The sequence below is a fragment of the Devosia sp. Root413D1 genome, assembly GCF_001425235.1.
Taxonomy (GTDB): Bacteria; Pseudomonadota; Alphaproteobacteria; order Rhizobiales; family Devosiaceae; genus Devosia_A.
Genome location: NZ_LMEA01000011.1, coordinates 851519 through 867238, shown reverse-complemented (window position 1 = coordinate 867238; position 15720 = coordinate 851519). Strand labels below are relative to the sequence as shown.

General features: G+C 66.0%; 15 protein-coding genes and 1 pseudogene. 7 read left to right on the top strand and 9 right to left on the bottom strand.

Translation table 11 applies throughout. The annotated features are described in order from the left end of the window. Window positions 1-376 precede the first annotated feature (376 nt). Window positions 377-517 carry a hypothetical protein gene (locus ASC89_RS28540; protein ID WP_156384708.1) on the bottom strand — a complete coding sequence of 47 codons (141 nt, stop codon included), beginning with the start codon at window positions 515-517 and terminating at the stop codon, window positions 377-379. Window positions 518-934: 417 nt separating this feature from the next. Here ASC89_RS28540 and ASC89_RS21475 point away from each other — a divergent pair, with 417 nt between their 5' ends. Genes ASC89_RS21475 through ASC89_RS21460 form a run of 4 tightly spaced genes read left to right on the top strand, consistent with a single transcriptional unit; the run spans window position 935 to window position 3201 of the window. Then, window positions 935-1252 (top strand): PadR family transcriptional regulator, encoded by a 318-nt coding sequence (locus ASC89_RS21475; RefSeq protein WP_200940467.1) that lies wholly within the window; start codon window positions 935-937, stop codon window positions 1250-1252. Beyond that, window positions 1252-1611, top strand: coding sequence for a DUF1048 domain-containing protein (locus ASC89_RS21470; protein WP_055883671.1), 360 nt, complete (start codon window positions 1252-1254; stop codon window positions 1609-1611). The genes ASC89_RS21475 and ASC89_RS21470 overlap by 1 nt, the downstream gene beginning before the upstream one ends. Window positions 1612-1633: 22 nt before the next feature. Then, entirely contained in the window at window positions 1634-2443 is an 810-nt protein-coding gene (locus ASC89_RS21465; protein ID WP_056001594.1) for an ABC transporter ATP-binding protein, read from the top strand. Then, window positions 2440-3201 (top strand): ABC transporter permease, encoded by a 762-nt coding sequence (locus ASC89_RS21460; protein WP_056001591.1) that lies wholly within the window; start codon window positions 2440-2442, stop codon window positions 3199-3201. The genes ASC89_RS21465 and ASC89_RS21460 overlap by 4 nt, the downstream gene beginning before the upstream one ends. A gap of 58 nt (window positions 3202-3259) precedes the next feature. Here ASC89_RS21460 and ASC89_RS21455 read toward each other — a convergent pair whose 3' ends face one another. The 7 genes and pseudogenes from ASC89_RS21455 to ASC89_RS21425 all read right to left on the bottom strand — a co-directional run bounded on the left by ASC89_RS21455 (window position 3260) and on the right by ASC89_RS21425 (window position 10878). Continuing rightward, a complete protein-coding gene (locus ASC89_RS21455; RefSeq protein WP_082533508.1) occupies window positions 3260-4297 on the bottom strand; it encodes an N-acetylglucosamine kinase in 1038 nt (345 codons plus the stop codon). 224 nt (window positions 4298-4521) lie between these two features. Then, a pseudogene (locus ASC89_RS21450) lies at window positions 4522-5923 on the bottom strand (alpha-glucosidase/alpha-galactosidase). 78 nt (window positions 5924-6001) lie between these two features. Continuing rightward, the gene (locus ASC89_RS21445) at window positions 6002-6874 is read right to left on the bottom strand and encodes a carbohydrate ABC transporter permease (protein ID WP_056001588.1); all 873 of its coding nucleotides are present in this window, start codon (window positions 6872-6874) and stop codon (window positions 6002-6004) included. Next, window positions 6867-7772, bottom strand: coding sequence for a carbohydrate ABC transporter permease (locus ASC89_RS21440; protein ID WP_055883655.1), 906 nt, complete (start codon window positions 7770-7772; stop codon window positions 6867-6869). Before ASC89_RS21440 ends, ASC89_RS21445 begins: the two co-directional genes overlap by 8 nt. Window positions 7773-7850: 78 nt before the next feature. Further along, a complete protein-coding gene (locus tag ASC89_RS21435) occupies window positions 7851-9125 on the bottom strand; it encodes an ABC transporter substrate-binding protein (RefSeq protein ID WP_162247977.1) in 1275 nt (424 codons plus the stop codon). 158 nt (window positions 9126-9283) lie between these two features. After that, window positions 9284-10048, bottom strand: a complete 765-nt coding sequence (locus ASC89_RS21430) for a glucosamine-6-phosphate deaminase (RefSeq protein ID WP_056001582.1) — start codon at window positions 10046-10048, stop codon at window positions 9284-9286. A gap of 68 nt (window positions 10049-10116) precedes the next feature. Beyond that, window positions 10117-10878: a GntR family transcriptional regulator gene (locus tag ASC89_RS21425; RefSeq protein ID WP_082528346.1), complete on the bottom strand. Its 762-nt coding sequence runs from the start codon at window positions 10876-10878 to the stop codon at window positions 10117-10119. Window positions 10879-11105: 227 nt separating this feature from the next. Between ASC89_RS21425 and ASC89_RS21420 the strand changes: the two genes are divergently transcribed. The 3 genes from ASC89_RS21420 to ASC89_RS21410 all read left to right on the top strand — a co-directional run bounded on the left by ASC89_RS21420 (window position 11106) and on the right by ASC89_RS21410 (window position 14667). Then, window positions 11106-12491 (top strand): alpha-galactosidase, encoded by a 1386-nt coding sequence (locus ASC89_RS21420; RefSeq protein WP_082533538.1) that lies wholly within the window; start codon window positions 11106-11108, stop codon window positions 12489-12491. 18 nt (window positions 12492-12509) lie between these two features. Continuing rightward, on the top strand, window positions 12510-13622 hold the full coding sequence (locus ASC89_RS21415) for an amidohydrolase family protein (RefSeq protein WP_082533537.1): 1113 nt from the start codon (window positions 12510-12512) through the stop codon (window positions 13620-13622). Between the two features lie 199 nt (window positions 13623-13821). Continuing rightward, window positions 13822-14667 carry a DUF4118 domain-containing protein gene (locus tag ASC89_RS21410; RefSeq protein WP_056001576.1) on the top strand — a complete coding sequence of 282 codons (846 nt, stop codon included), beginning with the start codon at window positions 13822-13824 and terminating at the stop codon, window positions 14665-14667. A gap of 49 nt (window positions 14668-14716) precedes the next feature. Here the strand turns inward: ASC89_RS21410 and ASC89_RS21405 are convergent, their stop codons facing one another. Beyond that, window positions 14717-15715, bottom strand: coding sequence for a glycoside hydrolase family 19 protein (locus ASC89_RS21405; RefSeq protein ID WP_056001573.1), 999 nt, complete (start codon window positions 15713-15715; stop codon window positions 14717-14719). Window positions 15716-15720: the final 5 nt, after the last annotated feature.

Below are 15720 nucleotides of genomic sequence, written 5' to 3'. Positions count from 1 at the left end.
CGCAGGCAGGCCGGCCTGCCGATCAGGTAGCTGTCAGCCGCGCTGTGCTATCGGGCAGGGATGGAACCGAAGCTTTCATGGTGGGCAGTCCTCGCGGCCTTTTTTGTCCTCATGGTGACGGCGGCCGGCATTGGCGTCACGCTTGGGTTGCTGATCTCCATCCCGCCGCGATTGTGACTGCCTGCGCAAATAGGCGCACAAGCGCCCATCCTGTCAGCAAAACTACAGGCGCCAGGCGCTAAGCTATGAGCGTTGTCCCCGCGTTCGCGCCGCGGAAGGGACCGGCAGGAGTCGTCGGCAAGCGACACCTGCCTCACTAGGCTTTGGGGGCCGTCATAGCGGAAATGGACCGAGAACCGAGAGATCGGTGGTGGCTTTACGCCACCGTCTTCCTTGCGATTGTCACGGGAACGACGGCAGGGCTGGTTGCCATGATGATCTGGGCAAGGCTGTAGCAGGCACCATGCCAGGCCGCCGTGGTGTCATCGCCGCGGCCAGCCTGTTCGCGCCAAGTCATCCCGGCCTTCGCCCATAGGCGTTAGTTACGACCGCGCCCACCCACCGGCTGTCATCCCTGCGAAAGCAGGGACCTCGCGGCGAGGGCTTCTGCCCTCGTCCGCCATCCATCCGCCTGCGCGGGCTGTGGGTTGGGTCCCTGCGAAAGCGGGGAACTCCGTTTTGCGATCGTGCAAAGGCCAAGAAAACCGAGGTTCCCGCTTTCGCGGGAGTGACCCGGTGGGTGGGGCACGACTCTGACTTGCCGCCAATGCGCCTGCGCCGGAGAGCCAGTCGCGTTGTGAAGCGCCGCTGCTGGCGACCTCACCGAATCTCCTCAGCCACGCCGATCGGCGGGTCTTGACTCTACTACTAAGCGATACTATCTACCGGTAGTCAGTAACGCAGACTAGCACGAGGTGCCCCGGTGGGCAAACAGATGACGGAGATGCTGAAGGGAACGCTGGAGGGGATCGTGCTCGCCATCCTCTCGATGCGGGCCGCCTATGGCTACGAGATCACCGCCTGGTTGCGGGATCAGGGTTTTGCCGACATCGCCGAAGGTACCGTCTACGCGCTGCTGGTCCGCATCGAACAGCGTGGTTTCGTCGATGTCGAGAAGGTGCCGTCCGAGAAAGGGCCACCGCGCAAGGTGTACTCGCTCAACGCCGAGGGCCGCGAATATCTCGAAGAGTTCTGGAGGACCTGGAGCTTCCTCTCGGATCGCCTCAGCCAGCTCAACCAAGGAGACAAGTGATGTCCATTGCCAAGCTCGCCGCCAAAGTGATCGGCGAAAAGAAGCGTTGGCGCGAGTACAAGGCGCGCGTCAAGAAACTGCCCGAGCCCTATCGCAGCGCGGTCGATGCGTTCGAGCGCTACCTGATGGTGGCGGGTGGGGTGGTCGAGGCCGACGCGGCGGCCTCGCTGTTCGAAAACCTTGCCGACCTGTTCGAACAGAGCGCCGCCAATCAGACGCCGATCCGCGACATCGTCGGGGACGACCCGATCGAATTCATCGAAGCCTTCATCCGCAATTATGCGGAAGGCGACTGGCGCGCCCGGGAACGGCAGCGGCTGATCAGCGCCATCGACAGCGCCGCCGGCGACAAGTCGTAACCAGCCAGAACGGATAGACAAGATGCGAACCGACCAGGTTCTGAGCCCCGCAATCCATGTGCGGGGCCTGACGAAGTCTTACCAAAAACTCGAGGTGCTGCGTGGGGTGGATCTCGAGGTGGAGCGGGGCAGCATCTTTGCCCTGCTCGGTTCGAACGGCGCCGGCAAGACCACGCTGGTGAAGATCCTCTCGACGCTGCTCAAGGCCGACGGAGGTACTGCCGCGGTCAACGGTTTCGATGTGGCAACGCGGGCGGCGCGGGTGCGCGATTGCATCAGCCTCACCGGGCAGTTCGCGGCGGTCGACGAAATCCTCTCCGGCCGCGAGAACCTCGTGCTGGTGGCCCGGCTGCGGCACCTCAGGGATCCCGGCGGCGTCGCCGACCAACTGCTCAGCCGGTTCTCGCTCAGCGAGGCGGCGGGCCGCAAGGTCTCGACCTATTCGGGCGGTATGCGCCGGCGGCTCGACATCGCCATGAGCCTGATCGGCAATCCGCCGGTGATCTTCCTCGACGAGCCGACCACTGGGCTTGACCCCGAGGCGCGCCTCGAGGTGTGGCAGGCGATCAAGGAACTCGCCCGCAACGGCACCACGGTGCTGCTCACCACCCAGTATCTCGATGAGGCCGAGCAGCTCGCCGACCGCATCGCCATCCTGCACGAGGGCCGGATCCTCGTGAACGGCACGTTGGCTCAGCTCAAGAAACTGCTGCCGACCGTCACCATCGAATATGTCGAGAAACAGCCGACGCTCGAGGACGTCTTCCTCGCCCTGGTCGGAACGGGCGCTCACCAGCGCCCCGGCACCAACCGCGAAGGACAACTGCAATGACCAGGCACTTTGTCGGCGATACCGTCATCCTCTTGGGCCGCTCGCTGCGCCACATCACCCGCAGCCTCGACACCATCATCACCACCACGATCATGCCGATCATGTTCATGCTGCTGTTCGTCTATGTGTTCGGCGGCGCCATCAACACCGGTACCGAGTCCTATATCAGCTACCTTTTGCCCGGCATCCTCCTGATCACCGTGGCCTCGGGCATCGCCTACACCGCGTTCCGGCTGTTCCTCGACATGAAGAGCGGCATTTTCGAGCGCTTCCAGTCGATGCCGATCGCCCGCTCATCGGTGCTCTGGGCGCATGTCCTGACCTCGCTGGTCGCCAACATGATTTCGCTCGTCGTGGTGGTGCTGGTCGCCGTGCTGATGGGGTTTCGCTCGGGGGCAGGGGTGCTGGACTGGCTGGCGGTGGCGGGCATCCTGATGCTGTTCACCCTGGCCTTGACCTGGATCGCGGTGATCCCCGGCCTCACCGCCAAAACCCCTGACGGCGCCAGCGCCTTCTCCTATCCGCTGCTGTTCCTGCCCTTCGTCAGCTCGGCCTTCGTTCCCACCGAGACCATGCCCGGCCCGGTGCGCGCCTTCGCCGAGCACCAGCCGGTCACCTCGATCGTCAACGCCATCCGCGACTTGCTCACCCAGCAACCGGTCGGCGCCGACATCTGGATCGCGCTCGTCTGGTGCGTGGGGATCCTGGTGGTGGCGTACCTGTTCGCCATGGCGGCTTATCGGCGGAAGATCGCGTAGTGCCAGCAGTCGGCGGCCCTCTCCCGCTTGCGGGGGAGGGGGCGCCGACTGCCAATCCTCAGCTCCCCGACAACTCGCCGAGCGAGCCCGCAAGCGTATCGATCCAGCCCTGGTCGATCGGCCAGCCCAGGTGTTGGGCGGCGGCCAGCAGCGCGCCGCCGACGGGGGGAAGGCGGGGCAGGGATGGTGGCCGGCCGACATGCCTGGTGACGGCTCGCCGGAGCGCCGGGCTGGCGAACAGCCCGCCGGCAAAGCTCCAGGCCATTGTCGGGGCGGCGAGCCGTCGCTCCAGTGTTCGTACGTGCAAGGCGAGCTCGGCGGCCGCTGCATCGACGATGGCGCCGGCGGTCGGATCGCCCTGTTCGGCGAGAGCGAGGGCGAGCGGCGCCAGCGCGGCGATCTGCATGCGCGCTTCGCCCAGGCGCGAGGCCCAGCCTACCAGATCGTTCAGCCCGTCGGCGGACGCGAGGCCGAGCCGATCGAACACCGCGTCGACCAGTGCGGTGGGGGCGGCACGCTCATCGAGAGCCTTGCTGATCGCTCCAAGCACCCGGTTGCCGATCCAGTAGCCGCTGCCTTCGTCGCCGATGACCTCGCCCCAGCCACCGGTGCGGTGCGAGTTTCCCGCCGGGTCTCGCGCCCAGGCCATCGAGCCGGTGCCGGCGAGGATCAGGATGCCCGGCCCACCGGCGAAAGCGCCGATGTTGGCGGCGTCGACATCGTTGAGCAGGCGCTGCGGCGCTGCGCCGAACAGCTCGCCGATCGCCTGCCGCTGGGCCGTCGACGCCGCCTCGACTTCGCCATAGGCCGGCAGGGCTGCCGCGACGCCGGCCAATCCCGACGCGCCGGCAAACGGCCGGGCCAGTTCGGCCAGCGCCTCGCGCCAGCCCGGGCTTTCGAGCGGGCTGGTGCCGCGGCCCCGTTCCAGGCTGATCAGCTGTCCGCCGCGGTCGGCGCTGGCGATCAGCGTCTTGCTGCCGCCACCGTCAATGCCAACGATAATGGCCTGGGAGGGCGAGTGAGAATGGCGAGGCACGGGCGCCCTCCAGCTGTTGAGTTCCGGCAGGTCGGTGCCGTCGCGATCGATGTGGACCATAACCGGGTGCTTCGCGCCAGCCGCTGACGCCGACGAGTGTGAAGTGGGAGACTGGCGAGGGCTGGTGCGAGCTGACCCCCCTGTCCCCTCCCCCCTAGGGGACGCAATAGCGTTCCCGGAATGGGGAGGGAGACGCACTCACTGATGCCGGCGTTTTGGTCTCCCTCCCCCTTGCGGGGAGGGGACAGGGGTGGGGGGGCAGCCCGCACCGGCCTCGCCTCCCGCTACCGATAAGCCGGCAGCCAGTTGCCATGCGCTTCGATCAGCCGGTCGACCAGGCTCCAGATCTCATCCAGCGATAGTTCGGCCGCGGTGTGCGGGTCGAGCATGGCGGCGTGGTAGATGTGTTCGCGCTTGCCGGTCACGGCCGCAGCGACGGTCTGGCGCTGCACGTTGATCGAGAGCTGCATGATCGAAGCCAGGTGATCGGGGATGCGGCCGATGCGGGTGGGCTGGATGCCGTTGCGGTCGACGTGGCAGGGGACCTCCACCACCGCGTCATCGGGCAGGTTCTCGATCAGCCCGCGATTGGGGACGTTGCCGTAGATCAGCCCGGGCTCGCCCGTGGTCAGTGAGCGGATGATGCCCGCGGCGTACTCGTTGGATTGCTCGACCTCGAGCGGTGCATCGCCTTCGAGGTCGCGGCGCAGCTGGTGCCAGTCGGCGATCTGCTCTTCGCAGCGGTAGAGATATTCGCGGATGCGCAGGTTGTACTGGTCCAGCAGGTCCGGGCAGCTGGTGCCAGTCGGCGATCTGCTCTTCGCAGCGGTAGAGATATTCGCGGATGCGCAGGTTGTACTGGTCCAGCAGGTCCGGCCGGCCGCGCTTCAGGAACCACGAGTTGTATTCGGAGAAATGCACACTCGACTCGGTGACGAAGTGGCCGACCCGCTTCAACAGGTCGAAGCGCACCCGGTCGTCGTCGGGGATCGGGCCGTGCTGGGCGATGGCCTTGAGGCGCGGATAGAGATCCTCGAAGGCGCCATCGGGCAGCACCTTGCCGAACTTCAGGTAGAAGGCGACGTGGTTGATGCCGGCGCAGAGATAGCTGAGGTCAGCCGGGTTCTCGCCCAGCAGCTCCGCCAACTGGTGCGAGGTTTCCTGCACCGAGTGGCAGAGGCCGACGGTTTTGATATGCGGGAACTGCTGCTTGATGGCCCAGCAGTTGATGGCCATCGGGTTGACGTACTGGAGGAGCGTTGCATCCGGGCACACCTCCTCCATGTCGCGGCAGATGTCGAACAGCACCGGAATGGTGCGGAGGCCCCGGAAGATGCCGCCAATGCCGAGCGTGTCGCCGATGGTCTGGTTGAGCCCAAAACTGTCGGGCACCTCGAAATCGGTGATGGTCGCCGGCCTGTAGCCGCCCACCTGCATCATCAGGATGACGAAGTCGGCACCCTGCAGCGCGGCGCGCCGGTCCATCGTCGCCTCGACCTTGAGGTTGGTGAGCCCCAGGGTCTGGCCGATGCGGTTGGCGACGACGTAGGAGGTGGAGAGCCGGGTCTCGTCGATATCGAACAGACTGATGGTGGCGTTCTGCAGCGCTGGATTGGAGAGCACGTCACCGAGGATCGACTGGGCGAAGACGGTGCTGCCGGCGCCGATGAGACAGATTTTGAGCATGAGTTGTTCCTTCATCGCGAAGCGATGCCGAGGGGGTGGCTGGTTGGAGGCTGCGGGTCAGGGGTTACTTGATGCCGGTCATCGCTTGATCCCGGTGGTTGCGATCCCCTGGATCAGGAAGCGCTGGAAGAACAGGAACAGCAGCAGCACCGGCACGAGCGCCAGGCAGGACATGGCGAACACGGCGCCCCAGTTGGAAATGCCGGTGCCATCGACGAAGGTCCGCAGGCCCAGCGACACGGTGTATTTGCGCACGTCGCTCAGGTAGATCAGCGGCCCGAAGAAGTCGTCCCAGGTGAAGATGAAGGTGAAGATGGCTGCCGTCGCCAGCACCGGGGTCGAGAGCGGCAGGATGGCGTACCAGTAGACCTGCAGTGGGTTGCAGCCGTCGATGATCGCGGCCTCCTGGATCTCGTGCGGAATGCCGCGGAAGAACTGCACCATCATGAAGATGAAGAACGCATCGACCGCGAGGAACTTCGGCACGATCAGCGGCAGCAGCGTGTTGACCCAGCCGAGGTTGAAGAACATCACGTATTGCGGGATCAGCGTGACGTGATAGGGCAGCATCATGGTCAGCAGCAGGATGGCGAACAGTGGCTTTCGCCCCGGGAACTGCAGCCGGGCAAAGGCAAACGCGGCCAGCGAGCAGGCGATGAGGTTGCCGGCAATCGACAGCAGCGAGATGGTCAGCGAGTTGAGGAAGAAGCGGCCGAAATCGACGCTCAGCCCGGACCAGCCGCTGACATAACCGTCGAGGGTGAACTGCTGCGGGATCAGCGACGTGCTGCTGAAGATCTCCTCCTGCGGCTTGAACGACGCCGCCAGCATCCACAGCAGCGGATACAGCATGGCAAACGAGGTTGCGATCAGCAGCGCGTGCACGATCAGGCTGGCCAGGGGCCGGCGCGTGGCGCGGGCGGGGCGTTCCGGGCTGGTTGGCTCAAGCATCGTAGTAGACCCAGAAACGTGATGTGAGGAATGCGATGGCGGTGAAGATCGCGATGATGACGAGCAGCACCCAGGCCAGCGCCGAGGCGTAGCCCATGTGGAAGAAGCCGAAGGCCTCGCGGTAAATGTAGAGGGCGTAGAACAGGGTGGAGTTCAGCGGGCCGCCGGTGCCGCGCGACACCACGAAGGCCGGCGTGAACGACTGGAAGGCGTCGATCATCGCCACGATGAAGTTGAAGAAGATCACCGGCGTCAGCAAAGGCAGGGTGATCGAGACGAACTTGCGCAGCCTCGTGGCGCCATCGATGCTGGCGGCCTCATAGAGATCGGTGGGGATCTGCCGAAGCCCGGCGAGGAAGATTACCATGGGCGAGCCGAACTGCCAGGCGCTGAGCAGCACCAGCGACCAGAGCGAATAGCGCGGGTCGGAAATCCAGCTCGGTCCCTGGATACCGAACGGCGCGAGCAGCCCGTTCACCACCCCATCGCCGGCAAACAGCTGCCGCCACAGGATGGCAACGGCAATGCTCGAGCCGAGCAGCGAGGGCAGGTAGAAGATCGCCCGGTACACCGGCAATCCGCTGATGCCGCGGTTCAGGATCATGGCGAGGGCCAGGGCGAAGCAGAGCTTCAGCGGCACGGCGGTCACCACGAACATGAAGGTCACGCGCATCGAGGCCATGAAGTTCGGATCGGCGGTGGCGATCCGCAGGTAGTTGTCCGCGCCGATCCACTGCGGCGCCTGGAACAGGTCGAAGCTGGTGAAGGACAGGTAGAGCGAAATCAGCGTTGGGCCCATGGTCAGGCCGAGCAGCCCCAGCAACCATGGCGTCAGGAACAGATAGGCCGGGGCGGCCTTGCGCAGCGTTTGGCTGGTTCGCCGGGGCGAAGATGGCATGAGAGGGCTCGTTTGGAATGGTGCCGCGCTGGGGCGGGCGGGAGCCGGGCCAAGCGCGAGGCTGGCCCGGCGTCGGCATCAGGCGCGGGTGAGCACCGCTTCGGCCCTGGCGATATAGTCGGCAGCGGCATCGGCCGGCGACTTGGCGCCGAACGAAACCTCCTGCGAGGCGCTGCTGAAGGCATCGGTGATCTCACCGTTGCCGGGCGGCTGCGGCGGCGGCAGCGCTCCGGCAAGTTCGCCCAGACCGGAGATGTAGTCGCTCATCAATTTGTCGGCTTCATCCATCGACGGGCTCAGTCGCTGGCGCACCGCCGCCGATGCGGGGATCCCCCGTTCGCTGCCGAGCGCCGTGGTGGCGGCCGGGTCGGTCAAGAGGAAGTTCAGCAGGACGACGGCCGCCTCGGGGTTCCGGCTGCGGGCCGATACGGCGAAGAACTGCGACGGCTTCACGTAGAGCCCGCCCTTGCCGTCGGCGCCGACCCGCGGATAGGGCGAGAGGCGCACCGGATCGGGCGTAAAGCTCTGGTAGGCCACGTATTCGTTGGAGTTGGCCCAGGCCACGGCGGCGCGCGACTGGGCAAACAGCGAGTTGTCGATGCTGCCTTGCCCCAGAGCCTCGATATCGCCGGGCGGGATCGAGCCGGCGGCGCGCATGTCGGCCCACATCTGGAACCACTCGGTGATATCGCCGGCATCGTAGGCGAGCTTGCCCTGCGGGGTGTAGAGTTCCTTGCCGCGCTGGCGCAGCCAGGTTTCGAGCACCGGCTGGGCCGCACTGCCATCGGCCGTGCCGAACATGCCCTGGCGCTTGGTCTTCCTGCTAAACTCGGCGGTCAGCTGGGCAAACTGCTCCCAGGTGGTGGAGGCGTCGGGCGGCGCCACGCCGGCCTCCTCATAGGCGACCGAGTTGTAGGCGATGGCCACCGCGTTCACGCCGTTGGCCACGGCATAGAGTTTTCCGCCGACCTTGCCGTTGTCGAGCACGGCCGGGTCGAAATCGCCGACCGAGAGAGCCGAGCCGACATAGCTGTCGAGGTCGAGCAGCACGCCGCGTGAGGCGTACTCGGCCAGGTACTCGATATCCATCTGCAGCACGTCCGGGGCGTTGCCGCCGGCGGACTGAGTGGCGATCCTCGGCCAATAGTCGTCCCAGCCGAGATATTCGGTATCGACGGTGTGGCCGGGGTGTTGCTGGGCATAGATCGCCAGCGCCTGCAGCGTCCGCTCGGCGCGGGACTGGCCGCCCCACCAGGCCATGCGCATGAGGGTATCTTCGGCGCGCGAGAACCCTGAAAGCCCGAGATAGGCCGCCGTCGCGGCGCCCCCGACAAGAAGCGTTCGTCTATCCATCCGTGTCATCATCTGTCTCCCTGTCATCCAGCCCGCGGGGCCGTCATCCTCGTTGTGATATATTAGTATTTTCTTTCGATCGTCAACAGTATCCCCGGGAAGGGGCAGTGGTGTCGTCTCGGTCAATCGGGGCGTCAGCGGGCAGTCGCTGCCGAGGCTTATGCGGTCAGGCTGGCGCGCCGGGGCGACAGGCGCATCGCGGCGCTGCGGTCGAGGAAGAGGTGGCAGGCGTCGTGCTGCTGCAGGATGGAGGCAGGGCAGAGGTTGCTGATCTCCCCCCCCAGCACCTTCTGCACCGCGTCAGCCTTGCGTTCGTCCGATACCGTCAGGACGATGGTCCGGCTGCTCAGGATCCGCTGCACGGTCATCGAGATGGCATGCAGGGGTACGGCGTCGAGGTCAGCAAACCAGCCCTCGCGCACCTGCTGCTGCCGGCAGGGCAGGTCGAGTTCCACCAGCTTGTAGGCGATGGTCGAGGTGAAGTCGGCCGGCGGATCGTTGAACGCCAGGTGGCCATTTTCGCCGATGCCGGCGAACATCACGTCGATCGGATGGGCGTCGAGCAGGAGGTTCAGCCGCTCGAGTTCGGCATCCAGATTCTCGGCGTCGCCCTCGATGAAGGTAAAGGCGCCCAGCGCGGGCAGCTTGTGGGTGAAGCGCTCTCTCAGGTAGCGCCGGAAGCTGGCCTTGGCGTCGGGGGCGATGCCCACATACTCATCGAGGTGGAACGCCGAAACACGCGACCAGTCGACATGGGCTGCGGCGACCAGATGGTCCAGCATCTCGAACTGGCTGGCCCCGGTCGCCACGACGATATTGGCGTGGCCGCGCGCCGCAATGGTGTCGGCGATCGCCGCAGCCCCGAGGGCCGCGGCGGCCGCGCCGCTCGCCACCTTCGATTCGAATTCGTGAGTCACTATCATAGAGAAACCTCGGTGAAACGGGCCGGACCGGCCGGCAATTGTTCGTCCAGCAGTGGGGCAGGGCCCCCTCAGATGGTCGGCACGCGGTGAGCTTCCCTGGCGTTGACGAAATAATCGGGGTAGCTCGAACTGAGATGGTCGATGTAGGGGATCATCACCCCAAGATGGTCGTGCATGGCATTGCTCGCCGCCTCCACGTCCCGCGCGGCAATGGCGTCGCGGATGCGCTGGTGCTCGTCGACGGTGACGCCCATGCGTCCCTCCAGCGGCAGCGACAAGACGCGCAGCCGATCGAGATGCACCTTCATCTGCCGCACCATCGGCCAGAGCATCGAGAACCCGGCAGCGAGAGCGATGAGCTCGTGGAACTCTTCGTCGGCATCGTGAAAGCCAACCTGGTCGTCGATCGACACGGCCAGCCGCTGCTGGGCGATCAGCAGATCGAGGCGGGCGATATCCCGCTCGTTGGCCACCGCGGCCAGGCGGGTGACCGCCAGTTGCTCGAGCCCGCGGCGGATGATGATGGATTCGCGGATCGCCGCCTTCGGGATCAGGGCGACCGAGGTCCCCGCCTGCGGCTGCATATCCACCAACCCCTCGCCCTGCAGGCGGACCAGGGCCTCGCGCACCGGCGTCCGGCTCACGCCGAACAGCTCGGTCAGCGCCTTTTCCTGCAGCGGCTCGCCCGGCCGGAGCTCCATGCGGGCAATCGACTTGTAGAGCGCATCGTGGATCACCGCGGCGTTGGTGCGCCGCTCGGCCTGGTGCGGCCTTGCGAGGCCGAGGCTTGCGGCCAGCGTCGACGGGCTCTCCTGGATCGGTGTCTTCATTCGCATCTTCCTTGCCGGCGACAGGCAGTGGCGCCGGACGATTTACGGGCTCAATATATTAGTGTATCAGTCCGGTCAATGCGCCGGCTGACGACACTGATACATCGCATTCGCGGGGTGGTTTGAACAGCCGGTGCAGCAGAATACGCACCACTGCGATGCCCTCCGCCCTGGCCCCCGCGCACATGCCCGGGGGGCTTGTGCTGATCAACCTGAAGGAACGCGACGTGACTGACACCCAAAACGCCGAAATCGCGCTGGCCTATGTCGGCGGTGGCTCGCTGAACTGGACGCGGGTGCTGATGGCCGACCTCGTCCATGACGCGACGATTGCCGGCGAGGTCCGGTTGTTCGACCTCGATGCCGCCGCCGCCCAGCGGAACGCGGACCTGGGCAACAGCTATTCCGAGGCGCATGGGGTCAAGCTGCGCTACGTCGTGGCGGAGAGCCTCCAGGCGGCGCTCGCCGGCGCCGACGTCGTGGTCATTTCGATATTGCCCGGCAGTTTTGACGATATGGCCCATGATCTCGACCTGCCGGCCAAAGCGGGGATCCTGCAGTCGGTCGGCGACACCGTCGGGCCAGGCGGCTTTATCCGCTCGATGCGGGCGATCCCGATCATGGCAACCATTGCCGAGGCCATCGGCAAGCACAGCCCCAATGCCTATGTCTGCAACCTGACCAACCCGATGTCGGTGCTGACCGGGACGCTCTATCGGGTGTTCCCCGGCATCCGCGCCTGGGGCGAGTGCCATGAGGTGACCAAGCTACGGCACCTGGTGGCGCAGCTCGCCAACCAGCGCACCGGCACCGACCGGTTCGCCTATAGCGATGTCGAGATCAACGTGCTGGGCATCAATCACTTCACCTTCGCCGACAAGGCGTTCGTCGGCGGCCGCGACTGGCTGCCGGATTACCTGGCCTTCGCCGCCGAGCATGCCGCAACCGGGTGGCGTGCCGAACCGATCGATCAGCACAACGAGGAGCAGCGGTATTTCGAGGATTACAACCGGGTGAAGTTCGACCTGACGACGCGGCTGGGCATCGCTGCCGCGGCCGGCGATCGGCACCTGGCGGAGTTCCTGCCGTCCAACTGGTACCTGGCAAACTCGGCCGACTGGAAATTCGGCCTGACGCCGGTCGATTATCGCCGCCGCAGCCGCAAGGCGACGCAGGAGGCCGATCGGCTGGCGGTGCAGGGCGGCACGGTGCCAGCGCTGCCGCCAGCCTCGGAGGAGGCGCTGGTGCCGCAACTGCGGGCGCTGCTGCGCGGCGAAACGCTGGTGATCAACGCCAACCTGCCCAACCAGGGGCAGCTGGAAGGCCTGCCTTTGGGCACGATCGTCGAAACCAATGCCGTGTTCTCCGGCACCGGTATTCGCCCGGTCTATGCCGGTCGCCTGCCGGCTGCCGCCGAAGCGCTGGTCCGTCCGCATGCCGAACGGCAGAATGCGCTGCTGAGCGCCGTGCTGGCCGGCGACCGCGGCACGCTGGAAAGCCTGTTCCTGACCGATCCGCTGGTCGCAGCGCTCGGGCCGCAACGCGGCACCGAGCTGTTTGGGCAGATGGTGACCGCCACGAGCCACCAGCTGCCCGCGGCCCTGCGCTTCTGAACCCTCGAGGTCATGAACATGAGCGATGCATCCAAGCCCGCCGCTGCAAGAGTACCGTTGCGAACCAGCAATGCCCCGATCGAGCTGCTGTTGCGGGATTTCCGACCCGAGGCGACGGTGCGGCTGGTCGAGCACCACCCGCAGGCCTTCCCGCTACCAGCCTTCGATGCCCATAACCACCTGGGCCGCTGGCACACCGACGGCTGGGCCGTCGCGGATGTGCCGGCTTTCGTCAGCATGCTGGACAGCGTCAACGTGCGCGGCGTCGTCAACCTCGACGGCGGCTGGGGTGACGAGCTCGAAGCCAACCTCGATCGCTACGACCGCGCCCATCCCGGGCGCTTTGCCAGCTTCGCGCGCGTCGACTGGACGGAGACCGGCAGTACCGGCTGGGGCGGTCGCTTCGCCGCCTCGTTCGCCGATTCTGCCCGGCGCGGCGCCAGCGGGCTGAAACTGTGGAAGGATATTGGCCTCGGCACCCGCGATGAGCAGGGAGAGCCGTTGTTTCTCGATGATCGCCGCCTGTCGCCGCTCTGGCAGGCGGTCGCCGCCTCCGGTGTTCCCGTGCTGGTCCACGTCGCCGATCCGGTTGCCTTCTTTCGCCCGCTCGATGCCAGCAACGAGCGCTACGAGGAGCTCTCGCACCACCCGGACTGGCATTTTCACGGGCCGCAGTTTCCGAGCTTCGAGCGGCTGATCGGCTCGCTGGAAAACGCAGTCGCGGACAACCCCGGCGTTGCCTTCATCGGCGCCCATGTCGGCTGCTATGCCGAGGATCTGGGCTGGGTGGACCGCATGCTGTCCAGCTATCCGAACTTCCACATCGACATTTCGGCGCGCATCGCCGAGCTCGGACGCCAGCCCCGCGCGGCACGGCGGCTGCTGCTGAAGCACCCGACCCGCGTCCTCATGGGGACCGATATTTTTCCGGCGCAGGCGAGCGACTACCGCCGCTACCTGCGCTTTCTCGCAACCGACGACGAGTGCTTCCCGTACTCCGATGACAACCCGCCTGGCACCGGACGCTGGAGCATTTCCGCGCTGGATCTGCCCGATGAGGTCCTGAAGCTGGTGACGGCCGAAAATGCCGTCCGCCTCATTCCGGCGTTCTCGGCAGGCGTTCTCCCGTAGGGAAGGGCGGAACGCAGGGGGCGTCTGCCCGACGTCTTTCGGCGGCGCGCCTCGTCCCGCCGAATCTATATGATTTCCCTATGCCGGGCCTGCTCCCTCCACATTGAAATCCGCATGTCTCCGGGACCAGCTTGAGGGCGCTGACGTCGGAAACCACCGGCGTTGCGAATTGCTCCAGGGATCAGCTGAGGAGTCGAAGATGGCTCACATTGCATTGAAGGCGTCAGAGGACGCCGCTTCCATTCCAGGCGCCGGGTCGGCCTTTGCCTCTCCCTATGGCAGGGCGGCGCTTGGCTATCTCGCCGCATTTGCCATGACGGCCGCCGCAACCGCCCTCGCGGTTGGCGTCGACCAGGTGGGGCCGATCCCCAACCTGTCGCTGCTCTTCGTCCTGCCCGTCGTCATCGCCGGGGTCAGTTTCGGCTTCGGCCCCTCGCTTGCCGCGGCGGTGCTCGGTGCGCTGGCCTTCAATTTCTTCCTCACCGAGCCGCGCCTGTCGCTCGCCGTAGATGATCCCTCCAATATCTGGGCCATCGGGCTGCTGCTGCTCATCGGGCTGATTGTCAGCGCCGTGGCGTTCACCTCGCAGCGCCGGGGCGCTGAAGCGGCGTTGCTCAGAAGCCAGGCGAGCCGGCTCAGGGACTATAGCCGCGAGGTGATGGCGGCCGACAGTGCCGAGGCGATCGCCGCGAGCACCAGCAAGGCGCTGGCGGCGCTGTTCGGGGCTCCCGCCGCAGTGCTGCTGGTGGCGGAGGGCCAGGTGGTTTTCACCAGCAAGGTCGGCGGTGTCGATCTGGGGGCCCCCGACCTCGAGGCGGTTCGCACGCTGGCTGCGGGGGGAACCGGTTCGCGCGCCGGCGTCTATCCGGAACTGGCGTCACGCTTCGATTTCTGGCCGGCCGGACAGGGGGCCAGCCAACAGGCCGTCATCGGGCTGGCGTTCGAGCCGGGCGAGCGCCCTGAGGCGCCGGAGCGGCTCATCGACGTGGTCGCCGTGCTGCTGGCGCTGGCGCTGCAGCGCCAGCGAGCCGGGGACCAAAGGTAAGACGCCGCAAGGCGGGGAGCCACGAAGCGCTCCCCGCTTTTGCCACCGGTTATTCCGGCAGTCGCGCCTGGTAATCGGTCAGCGCGTACAGCACGTCTTCGTCGTAGAGCGCGCGCAACTGCTGTGGCGGGAGCAGGTTGGCGACATCGAGGATGGGGAAGCCCTCATCGGCCCTGAATTTCACCAGTGCGCGTATCAGATCTGCCAGGTTTCCGGACTCCTCCGGATTGGGCTCCAGCAGTCCGAGCTTCTCCAGCGTCGACTTGACGGCCTGCAGTTCGGACGGGTCGAACTTGTCGGCTTCCTCTGGCGTCGTGGGCACGTTGGTGAAATTGCGCCTGGCGCGGGCGAGCCAAACGCCCGCCTCCTCAAGGCCATTCTTGCCGCCATTGATCAGGCGGCGAACTTCCCGGAGGTCATCGGCGTCGGCCGGGCGGTTGGCGTTCACCGCCGCCCAGAACGAGGTCGCCACCTTGAAGCCGGTGTCGGGCTTTCGCACCTGCTCGGGATCGCCGACCAGATTGAGACCCAGCTTTTCGCCGCGTCGCTTGAAATTGTCGCGGCCGGTGAGCTGCATGAAGCCCGATCCACGGTAGGTCCACCCGTCATTGGGTTCGGTGTTGCCCAGCTGCTGGCGCCCGAACGCGCCGCCATACACATGGTTGGCGATGTCCTGCGGCCGGTGCTGCAGTCGTTCGGCATCGGCGGTGGTGACGCGTGACTTGAACACCTGCCGCAGTCGCTTGGCCGAGTAGTTGAGGTTCTCGTCGATGCGCGCAAATCCGCCGGTTTCGGTGGCGATCTGCGCCAGGAAGTGCTGGGCCCGGATCGGAGTGATGATCTGCTCTCCGATGACGTGGCGCCAGCCTTTGACGATCGCTTCAAGCAGATCGCTGCGCGCCCTGGGCGAGAACTTCGCCATCTTCTCTATGGTGATCAGCCCACCGCCACCCTCCTCGGGGTCGCAGTTCGGAGCCTCTTGCCCCAGGGCACTCAACGGCAGCAGCGGCACGATGGCCGAGCCGATCAGAACGCTTCTTCTCTTCACGACAA